The organism is Nostoc sp. (genome assembly GCF_036917535.1).
In the GTDB taxonomy this organism is placed as follows: domain Bacteria; phylum Cyanobacteriota; class Cyanobacteriia; order Cyanobacteriales; family Nostocaceae; genus Nostoc.
Window position 1 is genome coordinate 32,200 of sequence record NZ_JBALDA010000081.1, and the last position, 26,804, is coordinate 59,003.

Here is a 26,804-nt window from a genome sequence, read left to right on the forward strand (position 1 = left end):
TAAGTAAATCATGATAAAAACCAATGTCTAAAGGTCAACTAATCCTAAGATTCGCCAAACCCTATCCAGGTTTAATTATCCTAACGATGCTGTTAGGATTTTCTGGTGCTTTATTTAATGGTGTCGGTGTGACTTTGATTGTGCCAGTAATTTTGAGAATTGTCGGACAACCAGTAGATTTAACTGGTTTTCCTCCGATTCTCAAAGCTGTAATGTTTCCATTTGATAATCTTCCCGAAAATACTCGGAATTTGGGAATGGCTGGAACAATTATATTTATAATTTTCTTAAAAAACTTATCTAGTTATTTTAGTATTTTAACATCGAGTGTTTTCACTCGGAGATTAAATGCGGATATTCGCGAAGCTAGCTTAGAGTTATTGCTAGATATTGATATTGACTATTATTCAAAAACGAAAGTAGGTGATATTATTAATCGCCTTGGTTCGGAAACTGCCCGCACTTCTAGTGCTATCGGTAGTATGATCAATTTAATTATTTTAATAATTACAATTTTAGTTTTCGTTGCTTTATTATTAGCAATTTCTTGGCAGCTAACAATTGCAGCAACAATTTTGTTGGGTTTTATAACATTAATCAATCAATACACAATTAGTAGAGCGAAAAAATTTGGTCAACAACTATCAGAAATGTCTACATCTTATTCCATCAGTGTTTTAGAAACATTGAATGGAATTCGTTTGGTAAAGTCAACTGCCAATGAAGACAGAGAATATCAAAAAATTACCAAATTAATCCGCGATCGCGAAAAAGCAGATTTTGAATCTCAGGTAAACTCACAAGCGATCGGGCCGATAAGTGAGGTGATGGGAGTTATAGCCTTACTGATGATTGTATTCTTAAGTAAAACTTTCTTTGCCAACCAGATTTCTTTCATTTCAACGGTACTACTAACATATTTATTAGTATTACTGCGACTGTTGCCTTTGGTCTCTCAGTTAAATAGTCTTCGTAGTAGCTTTGCCAATAGTGCTACTAGCGTAGAAATAGTGAGTGAGTTTTTAAGTCGCGATCGCAAGCCGTTTATGAAAAACGGTAATGCGATCTATATAAACTTAAAAGAAGGAATACGTTTTAATTTACTTTCTTTTGCCTACCCCAGTCATGAAAAGTTAGTACTCAAAGATGTAAATTTATTTTTACCCCGTGGTACAACTCTCGCTTTAGTAGGTGGTTCTGGTGCTGGTAAGTCCACCTTGGCAGACCTCTTACCCAGATTTTACGATCCGACATCTGGTAGTATCTCTATCGATGGCAAAGACCTGCGTGATTTTGATATCAAATCTCTCAGAACCAACATGGGAATTGTCAGTCAAGATACATTTCTCTTTAATGACTCGGTGCGAAATAACATTGCTTATGGAAGACCTGAAGCTACTGAAGATGAAATTATCTCAGCAGCCAAACGAGCAAATGCTTATGAATTTATTGATAAATTATCTCAAGGATTTGACAGTCAAATTGGTGATCGCGGCGTCATGTTGTCTGGTGGACAAAGGCAAAGATTAGCGATCGCTCGCGCTCTACTGCAAAATCCGGAAATTTTGATTTTAGATGAAGCCACCAGTGCTTTAGATACCGTTTCCGAACGTTTAGTACAAGCTGCACTCGACGACTTAAGTCGCGATCGCACAACCCTGGTAATTGCTCACCGCCTTTCCACAGTTCAAAAAGCCGATCAAATTGCCGTATTAGATCAAGGACAGGTGGTAGAAGTGGGAACCCATGAAACACTTTTACAAAAAGGGGGTTACTATTCACGCCTCTACTCAATGCAATTTGCCGTTCAGACTGAATCCACCAACACTAATCCCAGCTTTAACCGCATTTCTCACGAACTGCGTACAAGGCTTAACTCAATGATTGGTTTCCTGGGACTATTAGTTGACGATTTAGTAGACAATTCCCAAGAACGGCAGGAATTAATTGACCAATCATATAACTCAGCCTTAAAAGTTCTCAACGCCATCGATCTCTTCAGCGATGTAGTTAACCTGAAAATTAACTGGCAGTTATCGTCAGATATAAACCAAAATCAAGATGAAAATAATCAGTATCAAAACTTTAGCCAGATTTCGGATGAGTTTCGCACGCGTCTCTATCCTCTGATTAGCTCTCTGCGCTTGCTAGCCGATAAATTAGAATCCGAACCCCAAAAACAAAATTTATTAATTGCAGAATCTTATCAATCTGCTATTTACCTATTAGATATATTAAAACTTTTTGAAAATCAAGTTTGATTTTAGTTAATGTCAGGAACAAAAATACTTATACCACAATCTTAAAAAAAACCATCATCCAAAAAAATGATAAATTCTTCAAAGAAAAATCAATATATTTTTTACACCGGAGAGCTATCATTCAAGCCGGACACAGCACACGAAATTCATGATGTTCTTTGTGCCAACGCCGCAGCTAACTTAGGCTACTCCTCAGCTTTAATTTATCAAGATAAAAAAAACTCTTCTGTTAATCTACTATCGTTAATTTATCCTTATCAACTTAAAAAACCTGGCAAAGAATTTCTTGAATTTTACGATGTGCAAGAAAAGCTCAAAATTGCCGCATTACCAATGCCTTGGCCTATCGATAAAATAGGTGGTAAATTTACTAACTCAAGTACAGTAGTAACCAAATATTATTTACCAGTTCATATCCTACCTCATACTAAAGTTGTCCATACGCGAGATTGGAACTTTGTTAAAGCCGCAGTCAAAAATCAAGTTCCGACAATTTATGAACGTCACTACTTTCAAGACCGAAAATTTGAGCAAGAAATTGTCAAGAGTCCCTATTTTCAAATAGCCATAACTCAGTCAGAACTCATCCGGCAAAGCCTAATAGAAAATGGAATGCCACCGGAAAAAGTAGTTTGGCTACATAACGGATTCAATCAATCATTTTCAATCAGACAACCCGAAGAAGCCGAAAAGTGGCGACAAGAATTGCTGATAAATGGACGTAAGCATTTAGTCGTCTATTCAGGCGCTTTGTATCCTTTCAAGGGAGTGGATCTTTTAATTGATTCTGCTAAAGAATTACCAGAAATTCAGTTTGTAATCACCGGAGGTACAGAAGCACAAGTAGAAGCATATCAACAAATAGCCAGAGACAAAAATGTAGAAAACGTTAAATTCTTAGGCTGGATACTTCCACGGGAACGATTAGTCAGCTTGTTTCAAGCAGCTGATATTTTGGTTCATCCTCACTGCGCTGGAAAATCAGCAGATTTCACGAATCCAGTTAAGTTTTTTCAGTATATGGCTGCTGGCACTCCTATCGTTGCAACTGAGATTCCACCTTTAATGGAATTCAAAACATCACCTTTGATTGCCAGTTGGTGTATACCAGATAACCCGCATAAACTTGCCCAATCTATTCAACATACGTTAGAAACTTATCCTAGAAAAATAGAGGGTTATGCAGCTAGTATAGATTTTGCCCAGCAATTTTCTTGGGAGAATAGAATTACTAAGATATTAAGCTACCTAGAAGAAGATTGGCGTCCACAAATTATAAGGTAACGGTACAAAAATTAACTAAAAAAAACCAAATAAATACGATTTATGACTATTAAAACTGTTGGGATGATTAGCAGCTATTCAGGTCTTGCTAAAAACAAAGATTGGTTATGGCAACAAACTCCGCACTACTTTGGTGTTTGGAAAAACATGCAAATGTTAAAAATGGCACAAAAGCCAGATTTTATGTTGCTATATCAATTTGATTTTCCTCAAGCATCGGCGCAAAAATCTTGGTTAGATAATTTTCGCAAACAGCAACAAAAACCAGTAGTAAATGTTGAATCTTTACTGCGTGGTGTCAATAAAGAGCGAATTATTTATTTACTTAGAGAACCGCCTTTAGACGAGGTTGTAAAAATAACTAATTATAATTATCAAGAAGCCCAGAAGTATTGCGGCTACGTTTCTGGCCCCGATGATTTTGCTCCCATTCCTGACTATATGCCTGCTATTTGGTATCATTCAAATTCATTTCAAGATTTAAATGAAATGCCACCGCCTCCAAAAGTTGCCCCATGTAGCTGGATTACTTCGGGAATTAGCCGCACAGTCAATCATCGCCAGCGTTTAGATTTTTTACAATCTTTGCAATCTAATGGCATGAAATTTGATTTGTATGGGCGTAACTTACCAGAATGGGCGAACAGTTCGGGAGAACTAACTAACAAATGGTATGGCATGGCACCATATTATTACAATTTAGCAATTGAAAACTATGCTGATAATAATTGGTATGTGAGTGAAAAACTTTGGGATAGTTTACTTGCTTGGTGTTTACCAATTTACTATGGTGGTCCGGCTGCGGATAAATTATTGCCACCGGGTAGTTTTTTGCGCTTGCCTAGTTTAGATGGAAAAGGCATTGCCTACATCCAAGAAGTGACAGCTACACCTGATGCTTGGTATGCTGCCAAAGATGCGATCGCAGAAGCACGTCAAATCATTTTACACAAATTAAATCTGCTTAACTGGTTATCAAACTTTGTCGATCAACACTCTTAAATTATGAATGGTATTTGTACCCTTGGCAATGATTATGTTTTCGATCAATTGGTGGCTTTGCTCAACAGTATTGATGTGATTTTAGGCCCAGAAACTCCTGTTTGTATCTATCCTTTCGACGATCGGACACAACGAATTGCTGACGAAATAGCTAAACGCCCGAATGTATTTCTTTACGATGACCAAGAATCAATCAACCGCTGGGATCAATTTATGGTTGCAGCAGCCCCAGAACGATTGAATCGGAGTAAATCCCGTCTTTATGGCGCTCACCGTCGTTTTTGCGCTTTTGATGGGCCATTTGAGAAATTTATCTATTTAGATGCAGACACTTTGGTGATGAACTCACTTGCAGCGGTGTTTGAAAAGCTAGATAGTTATGATTTTGTAGTCTACGATTTCCAATTTATAGACGTTAGTAAAATATATAATGTTGATTCTCCTAAATTACTAAAAGTTTTTGAGCAAAAACGCATTGATTCTGAAATATTTTGCTCAGGCTTTTATGGCGCTAAACAAGGACTATTTGACTCAGAAAAAAGAGATTGGCTAATATCACATTTGCAAAATGGAGAGTCAGAAATTTTGTATGGTGGTGCTGGCGAGCAACCATTAATTAACTATATGGTAATGAGGTCTAATCTTTCTATTTATAACTTTGCTTCCCAACTGCCAGATAATGAAAAAACAGGATGCTCTGCTGGCTCCAAACACTTCGAGGAACGAGAACATATTCTTTACGATCGCGGTAATCGACTAACTTATATTCACTACATTGGAATTCCTCCTAATATCAATCAAGCAGTCTGTGCTGGAGAAAATATTCAGTTTCCCTATCGAGATTTATTTCTCTATTATCGTTACTTACACGAACCAGAAAAGCATCCAGTCTTTAACAATCCTCCTAAAAATTATAATGACGCTCCAGTACCAAATTTACTTACAAGAGCTTTGCGAAAATTTAAGTTAATTAACCAAGGATAATTTATGAGCCGGGGCATTTATATAGTTGCCAATGACCGCGTTATCGATAATGCTATTGCTTTACTCAATAGCATTCGTTACTATGACCCAGAAGTTACCATTTATCTCATACCTTTTAATGACAATTACCACAAGGTAGCAGAACAGCTTGCTACCTTACACAACGTCCAAATTTTCCCAGATTTAGAATTTATTGATACATTTACCAAACGCATCGGAGACATTTTTGACCGAGATTTCCTCGCCTTACCCAACAAAATGCGAAAATTGGTGGTGTGGTTTGGGCCTTTAGATGAATTTATTTATATTGATACGGATATTGTCGTTTTTGAAAAAATTGCCGACAATTTAGACAACCTATCAGAAGTCGATTTCTTCTGCTGTGATTACCATCATGCTAATGACAAACTGCGAAATATTTTTTCCCCATTTGTGAAAGAGCAGCAAATTTTTTCCGATGCCCAACTTCAAGATGTTTTCAACAGCGGTTTTTGGGCTTCGAGAAAAGGAATTATTACCGAACAACAAATGGATGAAGCTTTACGCGAGTGTGCAGCACATCGCGAATATTTTGATTTTTCTGAAGGAGTTACAGACCAACCAATTTTAAATTATCTTGTTCTCAAACTAATTTCCAAACGTGGAAATCTCGTTAAAATTCCTGGGGGAGGCCCTGGTAGTTGGGCAGGTTCGCAAAATTTCCAACAGCAAGATTATGCCCTCTATGACCGAGGACAACGACTCAAATATCTCCACTGGGCTGGTACGCGGATGAAAACTGGTAGTCCCTATTGGCAATTGTGGGAACACTATCGCTATCTTCATGAGGGTAAATTTGCCTTCATTCCCAAACTTACTCGCCGTTTATTTCCCTTTGTTTCTGCGCGTACTTAATATTAGGAGTATCCCAATGATTGATGGTATTTATATCCTAGCCAATGATGTTGTTTATGACCAATTAGTGGCGTTGCTCAACAGTATAGAAGCCAATGCTGGTAGGAAAATTCCTATTTGTATACTTCCATATAACGATCGGTTAGACAAGGTAAAAGCAGAGATTGCATCTAGAGAGAATGTTAGCTTATTTGAAGATTCTAATTCCATTGCTTTCTGGGATAACTTTGCTATTCAGATATGGAAAAATTACCCTAGAGCGCAAAAAGCTTGGCGAGAGTGGGGCTTTCCAGAACTTTACGAGCTATCAATGCACCGCAAGTTTTGTGCTGTGGACGGTCCTTTTGATAGATTTATTTATTTTGATGCAGATACCTTGTTAATGGGGCCTGTAGATTATGTATATAAAAAATTAGATATTTATGATTGGGTAGCCAATGATTTTCAATATAAATCTGATTTAAAATTTATTTTTGACGTTTCGTCAGAAAAAATTTCGCAAATTTTCAATTTAGAAAACTTGCAGTCTAAAATATTTTGTGCTGGTTGGTTTGCCAGTAAGAAAAATGTTTTTCCTCCAGCAATGAGAGCAGACTTATTCGACAAATTAATAGCGGGTGAGGCAGATGTCATGGCTTTTTTAGGGCCTGACCAATCTTTATTTAACTATATGGTGTTGAGAAGTGGTATTCAATATTATAACTTTGCTGTTCATGACTGTGAACAAGCAACTGGAAACCACTGGAGTTCTAAATTTGATGTAGTAGATAATATCTTATACGACCAAGGGCGCCAGTTAACGTACTTACACTATATGAGTATATCTTCTTCAGATTTTACGAGGCTTTGTGGAGGTGAAGATGTTGATATTGCCTACCGCGATGTTTTCTTACATTATCGCTATTTAAAATCACCTGAAGAACGTCCTCAAAGCTTTAAGCGTCCAAGCCAGTTAATGCTTCTGCAAAAGTCTACTAGTAGTTTTATTCAGCAAAGAGTCAGCAATATTAAGCTAAAGTATCGCAATTTCAAGGATAGAATTACTCAATAGATATATTTCATCATCTGGGGAAGGATTAAGGAAACTCGTAATTAATACTGCACATAGCTTACGTCCCCGTAATGCTATAGGGACTCGTTACCTCTGGGTAATGTAATTCGTCATTAAAAACAGTTTCAGACGGATATTAAAATAAGTTGTAATTACGAATTGATTAAAGGAGTAATATTTTTTTATTTCCCTACTCCTCACTTCCTTCTAAGAAAAAGAATCTAAATCTAAAGATTGCATACCTTCGCGTTCTATAAAGGTCATCATACTTCCTAACTGCAACCAAACTAGCAAACAAGTAAACAGACTAATTGGTAGACCGACTCCTAAAGCCAAGGATGAGGGAAAGCCAAATATCTCTAAACCTGAAAACATAAATAGACAAGTACCGCCTGTTATGCCGATAAATGGTACAAGTAATTGTTTTAGTGAAGAACGTGGCTGAGTATTTTCTGCTCGTTCGCTTGGCCAGTTCTGCACAATTACTTTCAAAGTGCCAGATAATGCCAAACCAGATGTTAATGCACTCAAAAAGCCAACAAGTAAAAGAAAATAAGGCGGTTGCATAGGAAAATAGTACATAAAAACTCCTAATTTCTATTAAAGATTTTTTATTTTTTATCGTAAATCAAGGAGTTTAAGACCCCAACCAAAACATGTAACGCAGAGTCGGAGCCACTCCGCCTCCGGTCAGTTTCAGTCGGGGTTTAAATTCCTGTCTGAAAATGTCTTTAATTTTGAATTGTTAATTGTTGACTGGTTCTCAGCAAAAGACCCAAGTAATGTCGCTTTTGGCAGAATAGCGGCTGTACCTTCTCTGGATAATTCTGTTAAAATCCCGATCGCTACATTTAATAAACGATCCGGTTTTAAGTCATCTTTAACCAGGTTCCACAAGCGTTGCACATCTTCGGTGTGCAGGCGGTCATCTTCGGTAAGAGCAAGCACCAACTGTCGCCTCAGAAACTTACCTTCTGCCGACATTAAGTATTGGAACCCCATCTGAGCTGTGGGCAATACATCAAAGTTGTTATCGGTACGAGCGATCGCAATTAAATTCTCTAACCGCTGCCACTGAAATTTACCATCTTTGAACAACACATTCAATAATCGCCGTCGTAATTCCGGCGATTCCCCTGTCAGCAACCGCCGTGCTATATAGGGATAACCCACTTCAACAATTTTGAAATTGGGGTTGAGGCTAAGGGCAATACCTTCTTGGGTAACTAGGGAACGAATAATCAAAGCAAACTTTGCTGGGACTCGGAAAGGATATTCATACATCAATTCCGAAAACTCATCGGTAATAGTTTTGAAGTTAAAATCCTTGACATTTTTACCAATAGCGTTTCCTAGCACCGCTTCTAATGCTGGCACGATCGGGCAAATATTCGTATCTGGAGTCAGAAACCCTAATTTTACAAAGTCTTCGGCTAAGTCGGTATAGTCTTTATTTACCAAATGCACTAGCGCATCTACCAGCGCTTCTTTGGTGCTTTCTTCTAACTGATCCATCATACCGAAGTCAATATAAGCCATACGACCATCGGGTACAGCAAACAAATTGCCAGGATGAGGATCAGCATGGAAGAAGCCATATTCTAAAAGCTGTTGCAATCCTGATGTCACGCCAATTTGGATGATTGCTTCTGGGTCTAAACCTGTTTCGCGGATGTGTTGAGTATCCGTCAGCTTAAAGCCGTTAATCCATTCTAGGGTTAAAACATGGGTATTTGTATAACGCCAGTAAATAGCTGGAACTTTTACTTGTGGGTCATTGTGGAAGTTGCTAGCAAATTTCTCGGCGTTGCAACCTTCATTAATATAGTCAATTTCTTCAAATAACTTCGTGCCAAACTCGTCCACAATTAAAGTTAGGTCGTGACCGAGATTTAAAGGCAACCAAGGAGCTAGCCAACCTGCTGCCCAACGCATTAGATATAAATCGCGTGTAATTACCGGATGTAAGTTGGGACGTTGCACTTTCACGGCGACTTCTTCACCGCTAAGGAGCCGACCCCGATATACTTGACCCAAGCTAGCAGCAGCGACTGGGTTAGGTGACAGTTCGCTAAAGGTTTCGCTAATCGGACGGTCTAGTTCACTTTCAATAATCTGGTAAGCGATCGCATTATCGAAAGGTGGTAACTGGTCTTGTAACTTTATCAGTTCTTCTAAGAAATCTTTGCGTATCAGGTCTGGTCTGGTGGAGAGGGCTTGACCAACTTTAATAAAAGTCGGGCCGAGGCGGGTGAGCAGTTCTCGCAACTGGATAGCTCGTTTACCCTTGTTCTGCTCAACTCGATCTTGCCACTCGTCCCACTTCAGACTGAGTATAAATCCTGCAAAGGAGTAGATAATTCTCAGCAGTCGTCTCCAGGCTAGCCAAGGACGATAACTATAGTAGCGAGCGATCGCATCTGGATTATAGAGTTTTAGTTGAGCAGGTTGATACTGACCCACGCCTTTTTTTGCCTCTTCAACTGAAAAATTTACAATGATTGTTTTTCTCCTGACTCACAAGTTAGTTGCAAATTCAGGATAGCGGTAGTCTTTTATCTAAAACAACTAGAACTCTACCCTTTAGGAATAGTGTTCGAGGCGATTTTAGCATCTGTTACTGCCTAGATTTGTTTATCTTTTTCTTAATTATACTTTATAAAACTACAACTACTTGGACAAGTTTTAGATGATTTTATCTTTTATTAAGTTTAATTTATATAAATACAAATATAAGTACCTATATATGCAAATTGAAACTCAGTAATCGCTCATAACATAAGATCCCCGACTTCTCTTAGAAGTCGGGGATCTTATGTTATGTTTATTTATACCTGTGACTTAAGTGGAAAATAAAATATTTTATGTGTCCACAATAAAATTACAGTATCAACTAAAACCTTGGTAATTGTTAATAGCTTTGCCACAATTACCAATTACCTGCTTTTAATTGTCGTGTAGTGCTATTTAGATTTGGCCTCCAAGTTTTCTAAACGGCTTCTCAATTCCTGGTTTTGTTGTTTGAGTTGGTCGAAATCTTCACGCAATTGACGCAGGTTTTTTTCTGAACCAATATTCTTTTGCACTCTGGAAATTTCTTCTTCAGCATAGCGACGTACACGCCCATCAGCTGTTTGTTCAGCTAGCGATCGCAAAATCCCAGCTGCTTTAAGTATTTCCATTTGTCCTAATGCTGAGGCTACCGCTATTTGTGTTAAAAAGAAGGTTTCCTTGGCTAGTTCTGTTAATTTTTCTAAAATCCGTTCCAAATTAACTGGACTTTGACCAACAGAAATCTTTCCTAAAGCGCGAATTGTGGCTAAACGTAGTGGTTGTGGTACACCAAGTTTGGTGTATTCGATCAGTAGATTTAAAGCTGCTTCTGAGGTTTTGAATTCAGCTAAACCAGCAATAGCCCCACTCCGCACGACTTCATTCCAACCTGCCTTTTCTTCTAAAACGGATTTCAGCAGCTTTAATATCTTGTCTTCCTTGGGTTTTTCTTCCAAGTTTGCCGATGCAATTGCCCCGATAACATAAGAAGCTGCTGCTTCCACGTAATAACTGGGATCGCCCTTTTGCACTAACCCTCTTACAGCTTTATAGCTTTCAGCAGTTTTGAATTGAGTCAGTGCTTCTACTACAGCTCGTCGCACATAAGCATTTTTATCTTTTAACCCAGCAATTAAGCCATCAAAGGCTTGATCTAAATTGATTTGGCCTAGTTGTTTTGCTACTTCCACACGCACACCCCACAATGGGTCATTTTTTAGCGATGCAGACAGTGCTTTGATTGCTTCTAACCCACCTTTTTTCGCCAAAGCTGCTGCTGCATAACTACGCGAAATCGGGTCGGGATCGAATTCTAACTGTGCTTTTAACTCTGCGATTGGATATTCCAATGCTACTGTTTTTAGGTAATTATTTCCAACATCAAAGCTAATAAATTGCGGCTTATTTTCTAGGGGAAAGTAGAAGCTTTGTTCGCGTTCATTTACCCGGACGGTGAAAGTTTTGAGTGTTGAGAATGAAGTGCTGAGTTTTCCGTTACTCCTGACTTCTTCTTGCTGGGTATAGCCAAAACCAATAGGTATTTTTAAATCAAACAAATCTTTACTGCCATTTGTACCTTCAGCAGCTTGGGTTTGAGTTACTGTAATTTTTGCTAAATTAGCATCCCCATCCCAAGAGTAAGCTACTTTAAAATCGGGATGACCACCACGATAAACGTATTGGTCAAAGAGGAACAAAAGATTACGTCCGGTTACCTTTTCAATCGCCCTGAGTAAGTCTATTGTTTCTACGGTTTTATGAGCATTATCTTGGACAAATGTTTGAATTGCCCGCCAGAACAACTCATCTCCCAATTCGGCCCGAATCATGTGATAAACACAAGATCCTTTTTCGTAGATGTGGCGATCATAAAGTTCAATAGCTTCTCGGTAAACGTGCGTTACCATTGGACGGCGATAACGGCTGCTATCTTCGCTTAAGTAACGACGAGCTTCCAATAAACGATAGTAAGCTGCTTCTTCTAGACTATATTCTTGTTCTGTCCACATCACCTCAGAGTAAGAAGCCATCCCTTCTTTAATCCAAGCATGAGACCAATGCTTAATCACCACCAAATCACCAAACCACTGGTGCGCGAGTTCGTGAACGACTAAAGCTTCAGTGTTGCGGTTATCTAAGGCAGCGCGTTCATCCAGTAAACATCTATCTGTTAACAGTGTTGTGGAGGTATTTTCCATACCGCCAAAGATGAAGTCATCGACGCAAACTTGGGCGTATTTCGGAAAAGGATATGGATAACCATACTTTTGGCTCAAAAATTCGATCATGCGGGGAGTTTTTTCCATGCTGCGTTTAGCATCTTCCTCACGTCCCTTTTCTACGTAGTAGGTAACTGGTTTACCATTCCATTCATCCTGAATTTCGGCAAAGTCACCTATTGCCAAAGTCATTAAATAGGTAGGATGAACTTGTTGCTGTAACCAATGGTAGATTTTGTAATCACCTTCTTCTGTGGTGTTAATCAATTCGCCGTTGGAAATCGCCACGAGAGGGTTGGGAACGCGGACACGAATTTCCGAAGTAGACAGTTGTCCTGGATAGTCAAAGCAGGGGAACCAAAAGCGAGAGTCTTCGTCTTCTCCCTGAGTCCAAACTTGGGTGGGTTTGTTTGGGTAGTGCTTATCTGGTTGAATAAAATAAATACCACGTTGCGGTTTTGTTACCGAGTAAGCGATCGCAATCAGCAAGCGTTGACCAATTTGGGTTGCCTGAGAAAGTTGGATGGAAAGCTGTTCCCCGTCATAGTCAAAATTTTGTGGCACTTCGTCCACCTGCACAGACTCGATATTTAGGTTGACAGCATCCAAAGTCAAGCGATCAATACCATTACGGATTGGCAAGAGGCGAATGCTACAACTGCCCTGATAGCTTTGCTTGGGAATATCCAAGCTGAGATCGAGGAAAATATGCTCTACCTGTCCGGGGCGATCGGGGTTGTAGTGTGGTCTTGCTCCCGGTAACTCAAAAGGTTTGTGTCCGTTATTATCTGTATCAAAATAAGACTGCGACATTGATGCTTAATGACCTTGTAATCCTGAAAAGTCTGGCTTGGTTGAATGTAGTTAAGAAAAATAGCGGTGTTTGATGTATTTCCCAAATCAACAGGGCATTATGGAGGTGAGAACTCCCCCTTGGGATTGGGGGATAAAAATTAATCTCACCCGAACTTCCCAAGCTCGGCTACCGATCCTTGGGTTTTTTCCACATCCATCCTGCATTTACTTTTTTTGATGTTTTGCACTTTTTTGGCATTGAGTCAAGAGTCTCTTGCACCTCGATAGATTCTCATTAAGTACAAATACTCCTAATTATTTTTATAACTTAGGATAGCTTGCTGCTAAACACGCTACTTTGTTTAAAATGAACAGCATATCATTTGCAGATCCGCTCCTCATCTGGTTGAAGTATTTTTGAGAGTAATTTTAGATCACTAATTTATAGGATTACTAATTTTATCAGTAAATACCAACTGGAGTTGAAACTAAATGCAGAATACCAGTTGTGTGAGAGTACAATAACTGATTTTGTGTCTCCGTAAAAACTCCCATACTGGCGAGTGCCTGCAAAAGTCGCTCAAAGGAAACGCTTGTAGATTGACGTTGCGCTTTCCAAATCCTCTTAACTTCTTTAACAAATCAGCGATAGCTAGTACCGCTGTGCAAAAGTCAAAAGTCAAAAGTCAAAAGTCTTATATTCCGGGCTTTCGCTTCATTTTGAATGGTATGTTTATTTACGCCGTGTTGTACTAGCTTGTTTGCTGTATAGATGGACTGCAAGATCCAAGTGCTATAGCAATCTGAAATCATTCGTAAACAACGAGATTCCCAACTTTCTAGAGAAGTCAGGAATCTTAGCCTTGCAATTTTTATAAATCAGATAAAATTGCTAATCGCTCTTTTATCACTCTGGTCAAATAAAAATCTCAGCCAACTTTTAAACAATAGACAGAAACTAGGTTTGGAGCTTTGTTTTCTGACATTATGGCTAAAATCATCAGTTTTACCTGAAAGTCTTATTTAGCAGGGATTATTGTTTTTTACTCTGGAGAAAGTGATAGAAGAGCGATATGTATTTAATGTGCAGAAACACTATTTGTAGTGAAAAATCACTTTTAAGTTGGATATTTACTGATTGAACATCATATTTAATTGAGAATTTTTCTGATTAAGCTCCAATTAATGATGCATATCAAAAGCAACAATTTTCAGCAAATCAGAGGTAGATGTGCAGTTTGTCAACAAGTATGCTGCTAAATCCTTTGGTCATGGGTTAGTCTAAACTCCAGTAGCGATGGATTAGCGGAAATTACTAATAAATCCGAAAACTCTACAGTGACACTTGTATAAATCTCGGTGACAATCTGAGCAAAAAGAGGATAATAAAATGCCAGAAAGTAAATCAAAATTTCTCATTCCTGCTGTTGGTGCTGCTGTTGTTGTCGCCGGAAGTATAGCGGCTTATATGTACTTTAAAGGCTCACCAGGAGGTAGTTCGGACGCTCTAGACAGTGCTAAAGTAGTACCTTCAGCAGCACTGATGGCAACTTATATTACTACTGACTCTGAAGCCTGGGCAAAATTACAGCAGTTTGGCACTCCAGAAGCACAAAAGTTAGTGGCAAAAGGTCTGGAAAATTTCAATCAGCAAATGTTCAGTGACAGTAACGTTTCTTATGAAAAAGACATAAAGCCTTGGGCTGATGGTGTGATGATTGCTGTATTGCCACCAAATCCTGTAAAACCAGCACAGTTAAAGGTACCCTCTGGGGGACCTAATGTACCAACAAATTTACAGCAGGAATCAAATATCCTGATAGTGGTGGGAATCAAGGACAAACTCAGCGCCTTGAATTTTGCTAACAAATTGAAGTCACAAAAAGGAGTGAAATTACAGGAATCTGACTATCAAGGTCAAAAAATTGTCGAAACTACACAAAATGGCAAGCCGACATATAGCGTAGTTTTAAATGATAGTCAGTTGGTATTAGCCCCCGAAAAGCAAGCTGTAGAAAAAGCAATTGATACATTTAAGGGACAGTCTTCTTTTACCAGTAAAGAAGGTGCTAGCAGTATTCTTAAAGGAGTGGATGTTAAAAACAGCCTCGCCCAAATTTATGTACCAGACTATGCCGGGATGATACAGCAATTAACTGCTGGAAATCCGCAGGCAAAGCAGTTACCCCCACAAACCCTTACACAACTGAAGCAGATAAAATCTGTGGTAGTCGGTGTTGGTGTTGATGATGGGGGAGTGCGGGTAAAAGCGATCGCTAATTTAGATCCGCAATTAAATAAATTTCAGTATCAATCAAGTCCTGGGAATATAGTTGGGCAATTTCCTGCCGATACCTTTGCTCTGATTAGCGGAAATGGCATCAGCCGTGGTTGGGAAGTGCTAGTAGAACAGTCAAAAGATTATCCAGAAATGAAGCAAGCTCTAGAACAAGCGCGAGGACAACTGAAATTCGCCGATCTAGACTTAGATAAGGATATTTTTGGCTGGATGAATGGGGAATTCGCCTTTGGTGCGATTCCATCAAATCAAGGAGTGTTAGCGAATGTTGGTTTTGGAGGTGCTTTAGTATTTGATACTAGCGATCGCAAAACTGCCGAAGCCACCTTAACCAAATTGGATACTCTTGCCAAAACTCAACAAATCAACGTCGCCAACAGAAATATCGGTGGTAAAGACGTAACTGAATGGCAAATTCCCCGGCAAGGAGCTTTATTGGCACATGGTTGGCTAGATCAAGATACTGTATTTATAGCTCTTGGTGGCCCGATTGCTGACACAGTTAGTGATCGCAAGAATCCATCTCTCGACACTAGCGACGCCTTCAAAGCCGTTACTGGTTCTTTGCAAAAGCCCAACGGCGGCTATTTCTACCTTGATATGGATAAAACTAAAACTGTGCCCCTAATCAATAGTTTTGTATCGTCTAACGCCGATACCATCACCATTTTGAATTCCATTCGTGGTATTGGTTTTACCGCTATTAGTCCTGATAAATCTACTAGTGAATTAGAAATGTTGTTAGCTCTCAAGCCGACTGCAAAGTAGGGCATTGGGCATTACCGCAAGGCGGAAGTCAAAAGTCAAAAGTTTTGTATATCAAGGCTTTTGCAGGGCATTGGGCATGGGGCATTGGGCATTGAATCTTCAATTTTGAATTTTGAGTCGCACCTTTGGTGCGCTAGAAGCGCAACTTGAATTTTGAATTGATTTCTCCCTCGTCCCCCCACTCCTCACTTACAAAACTTGATTATTCCGAGTTTCCAAGGTTTGGTTGAGTCTATCCAACGCGCCAGTCAATCTTTCTTGGGCTACAAGGTTAGGATCTGGCAAGGGTTCATCGGCGACTTCTTCTTGTCTCTTGAATTTTTGTAAAACTCGAATTGCCACAAATAAAACTAAGGCAATGATTACAAAGTCAACTATTGCGCCAAGAAAGTGACCAATCTTGATTCCCGGGCCAATGGCGATTGTTCTCCAGTCTTTGCCAGCAAAACTAACCAAGGGATTAATCAATGGCATGATCACATCTTCAACAAAGGAAGTGACAATCTTACCAAAAGCACCACCAATGATGACAGCGATCGCCAAGTCAACTACATTGCCTTTAAGGGCAAAATCTTGAAAATCTTTTAAAAAGCCACTTGCTCTTCTTCTTGCTCTGGCCATATTTGACTCCAATAAGCTTAACTTACTGTATATAAATGGCACTCAGCTTTTTGCTATCCCTGTTGAGACAAATGCTGCTAAGTATGAAAATTTTACCAGTTTTGAATAAAATTCTCTGATAAATACAAAATGTAAACCAGCATAATTCTCATTTTTTCAGAACTTTGCTACTCTGCAAATGTCAACCTTCTATAATATTTGTTGCTTGGGGCAAGCGAAAGGAGGCAGACTGCCGTTATACAATTCAATTCATTTCTAGACTGCCGTCCAGCAAGTATGTCATAAGTAGAAAAGGCTGTTAAATGCAAACTGATTTATGACCGTTGCTGTAAACAATAATCCTGGTTTAGCTTCCCGCTTGGTGAATGGCATACTGGCAATCCAACCTTTAGCTAACCTAGCCAAGCATCAAGCTAGACAAATGATGATTAAACGTGCTGAGAGAATTGGTGTGCCTTGGACGCAAGAAGTCGAAACACTACAAGCGCTTGATTGGAAGGATGATCTAGCTCAAGTAGAAAATCCTCAGCTTTCCTACCCAGAATACTATTTGCGGGCATTCCATGCCTACGAAGGTGGAAACCTCAGTTGGAAAGCTGCTTGCGAGTTAGAAGTTGCTGCTCATACTGTCCATGCCGGAATTTGGCCAGATGCCGGAGCACAAGGAGATGCTAAACTGCGCCAAAGTTACCACGATATCCTCAAAGTACAAATCCCCAATCAACCCCAAGACATCCTAGATTTGGCCTGTGGTGTGGGTTTGAGTACATTTACCATGCAAGAAATTTATCCCCATGCCAAAATTACAGGCTTAGACTTATCTCCCTACTTTTTAGCTGTTGCCAATTACCGTGCCCAACAACGTCAAGCTAAAATTAACTGGCTTCATGCCCAAGCTGAATCTACCGGGCTACCTGATGCCTCTTTTGATTTAGTTTCCATTTTCCTGATGTGCCACGAATTACCCCAATCAGTAACTCGACAGATTTTAGCTGAAATGCGGCGCGTGCTGCGTCCGGGTGGCTACTTGGCAATCATGGATATGAATCCCAAATCTGAAGTATACAAAAAAATGCCAGCCTACATTTTGACTTTGCTCAAAAGTACTGAACCGTATTTAGATGAATATTTTGCTTTGGACATTAAGCAGGCTATTGTTGAGGCGGGTTTCCAAACTCCCACTATCACCAACAATACCCACCGTCACCGTACAGCAATTGCTCAGGTGAGTGGTTGATTTATCTCTAGTGTTGTGGGCAGCAATACCACCCTTGCTGCTGCTAGGCTACTACTACTGTCGGATGCCATTTGCCCCACCTGTGTTAAAGTTACTGATGTTCTTTATCATTGGGGCAATATCTGGTTTTTTAGCCCTTAGACTCGAATGGGATTTTGAAATTGTAGCGAACTCTTTTGTAGACTGGCATCAGATTAAGCGATCGCTTCCTGGTACAGCCTTGCAGCAGCTTGTTGAAATAGGCCCAATTGAAGAAGGCTGCAAGTTGGCTGCGGTTTTTATGCTAACCTTCTATCTGCAACGCAAGTATCGATTACTTCACTCTACGGTTTTCCTCTTCACCATAGCCGTTGCCCTTGGATTTACTGCCGAAGAGAACTGGATTTACCTTTTCCACGGTACAGCATCAATTTTTGAACGTACTATCGGCACGCCAGTCCATGCTATGTTCTCTGCACCTTGGGGATATGCTTTAGGAATCTATATTTCCTCTAAAAATCGCTTCAATAGAGACAACTTCAATAGAGACAATAAGTTTATTTTTAGGGCTTGGCTAAATTCTGTAATCTGTCATGCTTTAGTTAATATCCTATCTAATGCTTGGGGTTACTCATTACCCCTACGTTTCCTGAGTTATGGTTTATTCCCGTTTTTGTTGTGGATGTTTTGGCGACTGGAACAATTACTGCGAAAAGTGCAAGGTAAACCTGTAATTACCCTGATTTGGGATCGTACACCCCAGCGCCGTTACTGGCAGAGGAGTTTAGTGTTGTTTGCTCTTATGCTAGGTGGAAATGCTATTTTTGGGCTGTTTCTCTTAGTCAGGACTGTTAGTCCTTTGAGTCCATCAAAGCTTTTTGACAGTGATATTTTGTGGTTTATATTTAGTCGCTTTTTACTAAATCTCTTTTTTGGAGTTTTAGCGTGGGGCATTTATCGCTATTTGCGACATTCCGCCCGTCGTTAGTATTTTTAAAAGTATCATTTAAGAAAAACTAGGGGGTTTCTATGCAAACAACTCCAGTGCGTTGGACGACTGCTGACCTAGAGCTATTTGCTAGCGATCACAGAAATCGCTATGAGATTATTGATGGAGAACTATTTGTGACTAAATCACCTAGTTGGGATCATCAATCAAGTTGTGGCAATATTGTTACAGTTCTTAATATTTGGTCAGATGAAACTGATTTAGGTAAAGCTGCGATCGCACCTGGAATTATTTTCTCAGATTCTGACAATGTGATCCCTGATGTGGTATTGGCAAGTCATGAACGCTTAAAAAACTTGCTAGATGAAGCTGGACACCTCACGGGCGCACCAGAGTTAGTGGTAGAGGTTTTGTCACCCGGCGAAAAAAACGAGAAACGCGATAAGGAAACAAAGCTAAAGCTGTACTCAGTGCAAGGGGTTCAGGAATATTGGATTTGCGATTCTGTACAGAAGAAAGTTGAGGTTTATCGACGCGAACAGGCTGCATTAAAGTTAGCAGCTACTTTATTTAATCAAGATGAACTGACAAGTCCTTTGCTACCAGGTTTTAATTGCTTAGTAAGTAAACTTTTCTAGGTGGGCATTGGGCATGGGATGATAGATATTCCCTATGTCCTATACCTAATTTTCAATTGGCTAAACTCGTGCTAATACTGGCTGATTCTCGGTTACGCTGACTGAATCAGATTCAGAGTCCGTACAGTAGATTTCGCAGGAGTTATTGGGACTTTCAATCAGTTTAACTTTGTAAAGTTTAGCTCCCAATTCCTTAATAGGTGATCGCAGTAAATTACTAATGTAAAGTGCGATATTTTCAGCAGTGGGTACAACTTCGGCAAAATAGGGAATATCTTTGTTTAAAAAGGTGTGATCGAATGGCTCTAGCACATAATCTTCTACCACTTGATTCAGGGCACCTAAATCAATAATCATGCCAGTACGTGGGTCAATTTTCCCTTTGACAGTGACTTCTAGCTGGTAGTTGTGTCCGTGACCGTTGGGACGAGCGCATTTACCATAAATCTCAGTGTTTTCTTCATTACTAAGGTTAGGATGAGCTAGCCGATGGGCGGCGCTAAAGTGAGTACTGATGGTGAGGTAGGCTTCCATTGCGTTTCCCATATAATCTGCCCAAAGTTCAGGATGTTCAAATAACTGTACGCGGACTAGAGGCAAATGAGGTGCTAGCCGCTGCCAGATAATCCGTGCAATATTCTCAGTCGTGGGCAGAGTTTGTTGAAATTCTGCCCACACATCGTTGAGATAAGAAAAGTCCAATTGACTGGTAACTTCTCGTTTAATTACGTGTTTCACATTAGACAAGTTCAGCACCATGCCATATTCATTCAATTCTCCAGCTAGGGAGATGAATAAAACATAGTTATGTCCGTGTCCCGGAAATCTAGAACCAGCACCAAATTTCTCAATATTCTCGGCTTCACTCAGTTCTGGCAACCAATAACGATGACTTGCTGCAAACTGGGCGCGGCGATTAACGATACATGGCATGAGTACACTATGAGCAGAATTTAAAATTTCTTAATCTTTTTCTGTTTACAGCATAAACTAATTCCTAAGTTATGTGTCATTTGTCATTTGTCATTTGTCCTTTGATATCCAGCAATATTGACCCATGCCCAATGCCCAATAACTATGTAACAGACGCTTGTGCCTCACAGTGCAATCTCGTAGCTATGCGGAATAGTTCATGACCTGTGTGTAAATAACGCTCATCGTAGTTCAAAGGAAAATAACCTAATTCATCAAGTCCATCTGCTACTTGATCGAGGCTGTAGTAAAGGTGAGCGGCTGTTCTTGCTAAACTAGGCGGATTTGGCAGGGAGCGAAAAGTAGTTTGTGCCTGCTTGAGGTCATCTCGACAGGTTTTTAAGTATTCCTGAAATTCATCTAACAACTCATCATCAAAGGGATCGGCAGCTAATTGTTCCATTTGTTCTTCTAACGAATAAAGAATGGTACAAAGCAAGCGATTAACTGGTTGATAAACTTGGCGCAGCCATTCTTCAACTTGCTCGTCAACATCTCGTCCAGTTTTTCGTCTTGTCTGGTAATGCTGTTGGGCTGATGCTGTACGCTGTTGGCGATCGCTATTTAATTTTTGGGAGTCATCTTGCAGTTCTTGATCATAATTGCGGCGATTTTGGTTGTCGCCTAAGACCTCATAAGCTGCATTGATGCGGATAATCTGTTCGCGATCAGCTGTTTCCTGATTACTGTCAGGATGAAACAATTTAACCAAGCGGCGATAAGCTTGCTTAATCTCCGCTTGGCTGGCACTTGGACTAACTTTGAGAGTTTCGTAATGGTTAAAAACGTGCTTAGAATTGACCATTAATTCAATGTATCGTTAACTGACGCTAGCGGCCAATCTTGCCTCCAGGTCTTGAAACAACGGTGTACTCAAATACCTCTCACCAAAACTGGGCTGAATCATTACAATTAAACGTCCCTGATTTTCTTGACGTTGGGCAACGCGAATTGCTGCACATAAAGCGGCTCCACTGGAAATACCAGATAGTAGCCCTTCTTCTTTTGCCAAACGCCGACTGTAGGCGATCGCTTCTTCATCGGTGACAGTAATTACTTCATCAATCAATTTTATCTTTAATACTTGAGGAATAAATCCAGCACCAATTCCCTGGATTTTGTGGGATCCTGGTCGTCCCCCAGATAAAACTGGGCTATTAGCTGGTTCAACTGCGATCGCCTTAGTGTTAGGCTTGCGTGCTTTAATCACTTCTGCTACACCAGTGATCGTACCACCTGTACCTACTCCTGCCACAATTATATCGACTTGTCCATCGGTATCTTCCCAGATTTCCTCTGCTGTAGTTTCCCGATGCACTTTTGCATTAGCTGGATTGCGAAACTGCTGCAACATATAGGTATTTAGTGTAGTATTAACTATTTGCTGCGCTCGTTGAATTGCCCCACTCATGCCTTCCATTCCGGGTGTTAGTTCCAGTTCTGCCCCGTATGCTCGCAACATTGCCCGACGCTCTCCACTCATCGTCTCTGGCATTGTCAAAATTAATCGATAACCCTTAGCTGCTGCTGCCATTGCTAGGGCAATTCCGGTGTTTCCAGAAGTGGGTTCTACCAATACTGTCTTAAAAGGAGTAATTAGCCCCTCCTCTTCAGCAGCGTTAATCATACTTACCCCAATCCGGTCTTTAACTGATGCTGATGGGTTCAGACTTTCCAGTTTCACCAAAATTTCTGCAACACATCCTTCTGTTTGAGGAATACGGTTCAACTGTACTAGAGGAGTACGACCAACCAGTTCTGTAATGTTACGAGCTATTCGCATAAATTAGTCCTTAATTATTAAGTAGAGTGACATAAATAATTGTAATTAGGACAAGGCAGGAGGCAGGAGGGCAGGAGGGAAGAGGTTTTTAGCTATTTTGCCCTTGACTGATATAGTTAAGTTTATTTGTGTCTTCCTACTTGAATTATTTAGTTATTAGCTATTGGTCATTAGTCATCAAAAAATGACAAATTGCTCTTGACTAAATGTAGTACATAATATATGATTGATGCCGCGAATCTCGTTTTTCACAAAGATCCTGGAGGGTATATTTTTGCAAGACGGAATTTGCCGCGCGACTTGCTTCTTGCCAAATTTCTTCTATAACTGAACTGTCTGTGCTTTTGGAATTAACGTTTTCTTCACCAACTTGTGCTTCTAAGCCTTCTAAACATTCCAAAATCTCAAAAAGGATGATTTTTCGGGGTTCTCGCGTTAACAGATAGCCACCTTTTGACCCACGCTGACTTTTAACTATACCGCCACGCCTCAAAGTTGCTAGTAGCTGTTCTAGATAGCGATCGGGTATGTTTTGTTGTGCTGCAATTTGTCGAATTTGCAGCGGTTCGCCGCTTTCGTAATGAGCGGCCATCTCTAATAAGGCGAGAATTGCGTATTCCGATTTACAGGATAGTTCCACAAGCAGCAATAAGGTTAGGGGTTAGGAATTAGGAATTAAAAGTTAGTCAATTTGGATTTGATATTTTTCCTTCAATCTCAAATCCAAAATTTAAAATCTCAAATTGGCAGAGTTCAGATCTTACGCAATATATAGCTTTATATCGCCAACTTCTACTAAAAAAGCCCGCTCAGAAAAAGCTACTCACGGCGTAAGTCACTTGTAGAGTAGGCATTACTCTGGTCTATTTATATAAAACCTGCCATAACTCATAACTCCTAACTTTTCTAGTATACTCCGGTTAGCTACTGGGGTTTATCGATTATTGCTACTGAAAACAAAAAACCCCGCCTGATGGCGGGGAGAAATAGAGTTCAAAATTGTCAGTGGATAGTTAACACTCTAGAAGGTAAAAGTTGTTCTGAGCGTACCAATAAATGCATCATCATTATCGCTATTTTGATCAGGAGAGGTTAACCAGATGACACCAGGGGTGATGGAGACGTTATCTGACACGCGATACTTGTAGAAGCCTTCAAAATGATAAGGTACATCGTTACCAGTACCAGCAAAAACTGCTCGGTTACGGGAATAGGGTTCTACACCAGCAAAAAGACCCAAGACGTTACCCTGTTTACCAAAATCAACTAAAGCAACCCCAGCACCATAGCTCCAAGCTTCATAATCATCATCAGCACCAAAGCCTGTGACATCATGGTAAGAAATGAAGCCACTAACTGAAAACTTATCGCTGGGTCTAAACGCAGCCGACACACCGTAAGAGTTACTAGAACCTGCATTTAGTAAAGTGTTACCTTGTCTAGTACCTACTGCAACAAGCTCTGGGTTTGAAGTTGAACCCGAGTTAAATAAAGCACCGCCAGCTGCATTATAACTGTGGACGTAAGTAGCAGCTAAAGCTAAACGATTGCCAACACTAAAGTTTAACTGTCCTAAAGCAGCATAACTGCCGTCGATCAGACCTGAACTAAGATCAATAACACCAGGATCATTAGCTTGTGATGCTAAGTAACCCCCAGTAATCGAACTATTTCCCAGGATGCCACCACTCTTACCAAGGGGTAGATTGATCGCTATACCTGCACCGCCACCAATCCGATAGATAGGACTTTCAGAAGCAAAGGTAGATATAGCGCCGTTACCACCGTCAGTTTGATCAAAAAAGTAAGGATTATTGACAGGTGCATAATGGCTGTGCCGACCGCCACTAGCTGCTAAGTAAACTTGGGCTGGACCGATGGGAACTTCATAGGTCAAGCGGTCTATTTTGACACTATTGTTACCATCACCAGCACCAATTTGAAATGTTTGTGTGCCTTCCGCATCACCGAGAGCACTGAGATTATTATTAGCGTTATCCCTTAGTGAAAAGGCTTGTGCATTACCTGCTGCTAGACGAGTATGTAAAACATCTCTACCAGTGAAGCTGGTTTGCAAGTCTAAACGTACCCGATCTTGGAAGACAGTGTTGTTGTTGTCACCAGTGTTACTTCCAAACGCATCACTAACGGCAAAAACGGCTTCACCAACTAATTTTGTGGTAGTGGAGAACTGATTCGCTTCCAATTCAGCAGTCCGCGCTTCTAAAGAATCTACGCGACCTCGTAGGGTTGCCAATTCTGCGGAAAATTCTTCTTGTAGCCGCTGTAAGGTAGCTAAATCTTGTTTTGTCACCAAGTCCGCTGTTGCTGTGGCTATCAATTCGTTAACCCGATCCAAACAAGCATTCAAACCAGCGGCAAATTCATAACGGGTCAAAGCACGATTACCGCGATAAGTAGAATTTGGATAACCTGCAATACAACCATAGCGCTCAACCAAGGACTGCAATGCTTGGAATGCCCAGTCAGTGGGTTGTACGTCGGAAAATTGAGAAACTGATGTTACTTGGGACTGAGAGTTATTTTGATTACCTTCGTTACTATAGCGGTTAACTTGATCTATGGTTGTTTGAGCCAATACTTCTGGCTGTTGGGCAACTTCGGTTACACCTAGTTGTTTAGCTGATGATACTTCTGTGGTTGGGTTTGGAGCCGCCATTGCTGCGGTCGAAACTAACAACGTTGCTCCCAAAACTGCTGGACTAACCACTAAGGATTTCCACAACAGATTAGACATTTTTACCTTACTCCTCACACCTTGTTTAGATAATTGATTTTGTTGCACCTAATTCTCGAAAATGTGACATCTCATTCAAACCTGTGGATGAGACATAGTTGCCACTACTACAATTTTAGTTTTTGCAAAGCTAATAAACGATTAACTTTGGGTTAAAAACTTATGTGATTAACTTATGCAAAAACATATCTTTATATCATAACATTATAAAACATCCGATCTAGATGGCAAGATTGGAGCGATCGCCTTAATAACTGTCACACATACTTATCTAAATATCTAAGCAGGGAGTAGGGTTTGGGTCATTCGCTCTCTACACAGGCTAAATTGCTGAAGACTTTAGACACTTAGCAGTTTGCCATCAAAAATCGCTTCTTCCACTTACCCCTAGTATAAATCTCATGCTAGTTAGAACACACTGGCTCGACCATACAAATTGTATATCACTGTGACTTCTTATCGTTTGGTGCAAAATGTTAAAATAAACAACTTATTAATTGATCTGGGAAATCACCTGTGCTACATCAAAGTCCAGCTGCGTCAATCCGCCTGCATCATGTGTTGTGAGTGTAATCTTCACTTGATTGTAGGAAATCTCTATATCTGGATGATGTCCCGCTGACTCAGCCGGCTCCACCAGCTTATTGACAAACTCAATTGCTTCCATAAAATCTTTAAATGTGCGGGTAATCTCCAACTTGGAGTCTTCAACAGTCCAATCTGACAGACTCTTTGCCTGTTCTTGAATTTCTACTTCGGTGAGTAGTTGTGCCATATCAATAAATTCCTACTGATATATTTGTTACATTTTGCCTTTGTAAAATGCAAACCTCTTTTATTCTCCACACAGGAAGTATGGGAGGATAAATTAAACCACAATGAGTATGTCTAGATTTAAATCAGATTTAGGCAGATAGACGCTATTTCTTACATTTGGTCATATTCCAAGGTTTAATGCAAGATATTTATTCTTTTTAAGAAAACTTAAAGAGGTTGGCTTTATCTGCGACAACCATCGCTATTTATCTTTTAAAAGTAACCATTGATAAAACAAAAATCACCTATAAAAAACTATCCGCCCTGATTTAGATCAGATGATCTAAGTCAGGGCGGTCTAGGGGGTCTTCAGGTTGCAACCAGACTGCCGGAAGGAACTCCAAGCTTGCCTAGCTACTTGAGCTAACTTAGTATCTCAAAGATGACTAAGGCTAACTTTTAGAGAACAGCTCCGGCACACAGCCGGCTAACTGCAACCTGATGACCCATGCATTTACTACTTTCTATCATGGGCATCACCTCCTTGTTGCCTAAGCGGTCTTAGTTTTCAAAAGGGCAGAGGATTTACTCCGGGTTTATAACCTTTATCTAACATAACATATAAATTTAGAGATATTAACCATATATAGAAAAAATCTCCCACCTTTTGATGGGAGATTACTTGAGAATAGTGAAAATTGACACTTTATTAGCTTGATTACAAGGAGATTGTTTTATCTGGGTGTGTCAACTTTTGCCAACCACAATCCTAATTCAGGTCATGGTCAAATTTGATATTCTTAGAGAGCGTTACCGCGAGGTAGAACTTCTTCAGGGAATACAAATTGTTCGTGGGGTTGATCTTGAGGAGCCATCCAAGCACGGATACCCTCGTTGAGCAAAATGTTTTTGGTATAGAAAGTTTCAAACTCTGGGTCTTCCGCCGCCCGTAATTCTTGGGAGACGAAATCATAAGCCCGCAGGTTCAGTGCTAAACCGAC

General features: G+C 40.0%; 20 protein-coding genes and 1 pseudogene. 10 read left to right on the plus strand and 11 right to left on the minus strand.

Annotated features, from left to right (window positions below; translation table 11 throughout):
• The first annotated feature begins 23 nt into the window (after positions 1-23).
• The 6 genes from V7K56_RS25780 to V7K56_RS25805 all read left to right on the plus strand — a co-directional run bounded on the left by V7K56_RS25780 (position 24) and on the right by V7K56_RS25805 (position 7,476).
• Positions 24-2,261 (plus strand): ATP-binding cassette domain-containing protein, encoded by a 2,238-nt coding sequence (locus tag V7K56_RS25780; protein WP_334914947.1) that lies wholly within the window; start codon positions 24-26, stop codon positions 2,259-2,261.
• Positions 2,262-2,327: 66 nt separating this feature from the next.
• Positions 2,328-3,545: a glycosyltransferase family 4 protein gene (locus V7K56_RS25785; protein ID WP_334914949.1), complete on the plus strand. Its 1,218-nt coding sequence runs from the start codon at positions 2,328-2,330 to the stop codon at positions 3,543-3,545.
• Positions 3,546-3,587: 42 nt separating this feature from the next.
• Positions 3,588-4,547: a glycosyltransferase family 10 domain-containing protein gene (locus V7K56_RS25790; protein ID WP_334914951.1), complete on the plus strand. Its 960-nt coding sequence runs from the start codon at positions 3,588-3,590 to the stop codon at positions 4,545-4,547.
• A 3-nt stretch (positions 4,548-4,550) separates the two neighbouring features.
• Positions 4,551-5,531, plus strand: a complete 981-nt coding sequence (locus V7K56_RS25795) for an Npun_R2821/Npun_R2822 family protein (protein ID WP_334914954.1) — start codon at positions 4,551-4,553, stop codon at positions 5,529-5,531.
• A 3-nt stretch (positions 5,532-5,534) separates the two neighbouring features.
• The gene (locus V7K56_RS25800) at positions 5,535-6,425 is read left to right on the plus strand and encodes an Npun_R2821/Npun_R2822 family protein (protein WP_334914956.1); all 891 of its coding nucleotides are present in this window, start codon (positions 5,535-5,537) and stop codon (positions 6,423-6,425) included.
• A 16-nt stretch (positions 6,426-6,441) separates the two neighbouring features.
• The gene (locus tag V7K56_RS25805) at positions 6,442-7,476 is read left to right on the plus strand and encodes an Npun_R2821/Npun_R2822 family protein (protein ID WP_334914958.1); all 1,035 of its coding nucleotides are present in this window, start codon (positions 6,442-6,444) and stop codon (positions 7,474-7,476) included.
• A gap of 207 nt (positions 7,477-7,683) precedes the next feature.
• Here the strand turns inward: V7K56_RS25805 and V7K56_RS25810 are convergent, their stop codons facing one another.
• The 3 genes from V7K56_RS25810 to V7K56_RS25820 all read right to left on the minus strand — a co-directional run bounded on the left by V7K56_RS25810 (position 7,684) and on the right by V7K56_RS25820 (position 13,061).
• Positions 7,684-8,058: a hypothetical protein gene (locus tag V7K56_RS25810; RefSeq protein ID WP_334914960.1), complete on the minus strand. Its 375-nt coding sequence runs from the start codon at positions 8,056-8,058 to the stop codon at positions 7,684-7,686.
• 114 nt (positions 8,059-8,172) lie between these two features.
• Positions 8,173-9,939, minus strand: coding sequence for an ABC1 kinase family protein (locus tag V7K56_RS25815; RefSeq protein ID WP_334914962.1), 1,767 nt, complete (start codon positions 9,937-9,939; stop codon positions 8,173-8,175).
• Between the two features lie 500 nt (positions 9,940-10,439).
• Positions 10,440-13,061, minus strand: a complete 2,622-nt coding sequence (locus tag V7K56_RS25820) for a M1 family metallopeptidase (protein ID WP_334914963.1) — start codon at positions 13,059-13,061, stop codon at positions 10,440-10,442.
• Positions 13,062-14,433: 1,372 nt separating this feature from the next.
• Here V7K56_RS25820 and V7K56_RS25825 point away from each other — a divergent pair.
• Entirely contained in the window at positions 14,434-16,110 is a 1,677-nt protein-coding gene (locus tag V7K56_RS25825; protein ID WP_334914964.1) for a DUF3352 domain-containing protein, read from the plus strand.
• Between the two features lie 189 nt (positions 16,111-16,299).
• Here the strand turns inward: V7K56_RS25825 and mscL are convergent, their stop codons facing one another.
• Complete coding sequence (gene mscL / locus V7K56_RS25830; RefSeq protein ID WP_334914966.1) at positions 16,300-16,731, minus strand: large conductance mechanosensitive channel protein MscL; 432 nt, start codon at positions 16,729-16,731, stop codon at positions 16,300-16,302.
• 316 nt (positions 16,732-17,047) lie between these two features.
• Between mscL and V7K56_RS25835 the strand changes: the two genes are divergently transcribed.
• From V7K56_RS25835 to V7K56_RS25845, 3 genes are read left to right on the plus strand one after another with little or no spacing between them, the layout of a single operon-like run.
• Positions 17,048-17,968: a class I SAM-dependent methyltransferase gene (locus V7K56_RS25835; protein WP_334914968.1), complete on the plus strand. Its 921-nt coding sequence runs from the start codon at positions 17,048-17,050 to the stop codon at positions 17,966-17,968.
• Positions 17,961-18,935, plus strand: a complete 975-nt coding sequence (locus tag V7K56_RS25840) for a PrsW family intramembrane metalloprotease (protein ID WP_334914970.1) — start codon at positions 17,961-17,963, stop codon at positions 18,933-18,935. The genes V7K56_RS25835 and V7K56_RS25840 overlap by 8 nt, the downstream gene beginning before the upstream one ends.
• Positions 18,936-18,976: 41 nt before the next feature.
• Positions 18,977-19,534, plus strand: a complete 558-nt coding sequence (locus tag V7K56_RS25845) for a Uma2 family endonuclease (protein ID WP_334914972.1) — start codon at positions 18,977-18,979, stop codon at positions 19,532-19,534.
• A 60-nt stretch (positions 19,535-19,594) separates the two neighbouring features.
• Here V7K56_RS25845 and V7K56_RS25850 read toward each other — a convergent pair whose 3' ends face one another.
• The 7 genes and pseudogenes from V7K56_RS25850 to V7K56_RS25880 all read right to left on the minus strand — a co-directional run.
• The gene (locus tag V7K56_RS25850) at positions 19,595-20,467 is read right to left on the minus strand and encodes a 6-carboxytetrahydropterin synthase (protein WP_334914974.1); all 873 of its coding nucleotides are present in this window, start codon (positions 20,465-20,467) and stop codon (positions 19,595-19,597) included.
• A gap of 142 nt (positions 20,468-20,609) precedes the next feature.
• Positions 20,610-21,311, minus strand: a complete 702-nt coding sequence (locus V7K56_RS25855; RefSeq protein ID WP_334914976.1) for a J domain-containing protein — start codon at positions 21,309-21,311, stop codon at positions 20,610-20,612.
• A 15-nt stretch (positions 21,312-21,326) separates the two neighbouring features.
• A complete protein-coding gene (gene cysK, locus V7K56_RS25860; protein WP_334914978.1) occupies positions 21,327-22,289 on the minus strand; it encodes a cysteine synthase A in 963 nt (320 codons plus the stop codon).
• A 202-nt stretch (positions 22,290-22,491) separates the two neighbouring features.
• Positions 22,492-22,929: an RrF2 family transcriptional regulator gene (locus V7K56_RS25865; RefSeq protein WP_334914981.1), complete on the minus strand. Its 438-nt coding sequence runs from the start codon at positions 22,927-22,929 to the stop codon at positions 22,492-22,494.
• 381 nt (positions 22,930-23,310) lie between these two features.
• Entirely contained in the window at positions 23,311-25,047 is a 1,737-nt protein-coding gene (locus V7K56_RS25870) for an iron uptake porin (RefSeq protein WP_334914983.1), read from the minus strand.
• A 493-nt stretch (positions 25,048-25,540) separates the two neighbouring features.
• Positions 25,541-25,822 carry a 4a-hydroxytetrahydrobiopterin dehydratase gene (locus V7K56_RS25875; RefSeq protein ID WP_334914985.1) on the minus strand — a complete coding sequence of 94 codons (282 nt, stop codon included), beginning with the start codon at positions 25,820-25,822 and terminating at the stop codon, positions 25,541-25,543.
• 781 nt (positions 25,823-26,603) lie between these two features.
• A pseudogene (locus V7K56_RS25880) lies at positions 26,604-26,804 on the minus strand (photosystem II D2 protein (photosystem q(a) protein)); the annotation flags it as partial.

Coding starts and splice junctions, on each gene's coding strand:
- V7K56_RS25790 (WP_334914951.1), top strand. CDS start 3,588: ATGACTATTAAAACTGTTGGGATGATTAGCAGCTATTCAGGTCTTGCT.
- V7K56_RS25820 (WP_334914963.1), bottom strand. CDS start 13,061: ATGTCGCAGTCTTATTTTGATACAGATAATAACGGACACAAACCTTTT.
- V7K56_RS25825 (WP_334914964.1), top strand. CDS start 14,434: ATGCCAGAAAGTAAATCAAAATTTCTCATTCCTGCTGTTGGTGCTGCT.
- mscL (WP_334914966.1), bottom strand. CDS start 16,731: ATGGCCAGAGCAAGAAGAAGAGCAAGTGGCTTTTTAAAAGATTTTCAA.
- V7K56_RS25850 (WP_334914974.1), bottom strand. CDS start 20,467: ATGCCATGTATCGTTAATCGCCGCGCCCAGTTTGCAGCAAGTCATCGT.
- V7K56_RS25800 (WP_334914956.1), top strand. CDS start 5,535: ATGAGCCGGGGCATTTATATAGTTGCCAATGACCGCGTTATCGATAAT.
- V7K56_RS25795 (WP_334914954.1), top strand. CDS start 4,551: ATGAATGGTATTTGTACCCTTGGCAATGATTATGTTTTCGATCAATTG.
- V7K56_RS25785 (WP_334914949.1), top strand. CDS start 2,328: ATGATAAATTCTTCAAAGAAAAATCAATATATTTTTTACACCGGAGAG.
- V7K56_RS25875 (WP_334914985.1), bottom strand. CDS start 25,822: ATGGCACAACTACTCACCGAAGTAGAAATTCAAGAACAGGCAAAGAGT.
- V7K56_RS25870 (WP_334914983.1), bottom strand. CDS start 25,047: ATGTCTAATCTGTTGTGGAAATCCTTAGTGGTTAGTCCAGCAGTTTTG.
- V7K56_RS25855 (WP_334914976.1), bottom strand. CDS start 21,311: ATGGTCAATTCTAAGCACGTTTTTAACCATTACGAAACTCTCAAAGTT.
- cysK (WP_334914978.1), bottom strand. CDS start 22,289: ATGCGAATAGCTCGTAACATTACAGAACTGGTTGGTCGTACTCCTCTA.
- V7K56_RS25780 (WP_334914947.1), top strand. CDS start 24: ATGTCTAAAGGTCAACTAATCCTAAGATTCGCCAAACCCTATCCAGGT.
- V7K56_RS25835 (WP_334914968.1), top strand. CDS start 17,048: ATGACCGTTGCTGTAAACAATAATCCTGGTTTAGCTTCCCGCTTGGTG.
- V7K56_RS25810 (WP_334914960.1), bottom strand. CDS start 8,058: ATGTACTATTTTCCTATGCAACCGCCTTATTTTCTTTTACTTGTTGGC.
- V7K56_RS25845 (WP_334914972.1), top strand. CDS start 18,977: ATGCAAACAACTCCAGTGCGTTGGACGACTGCTGACCTAGAGCTATTT.
- V7K56_RS25805 (WP_334914958.1), top strand. CDS start 6,442: ATGATTGATGGTATTTATATCCTAGCCAATGATGTTGTTTATGACCAA.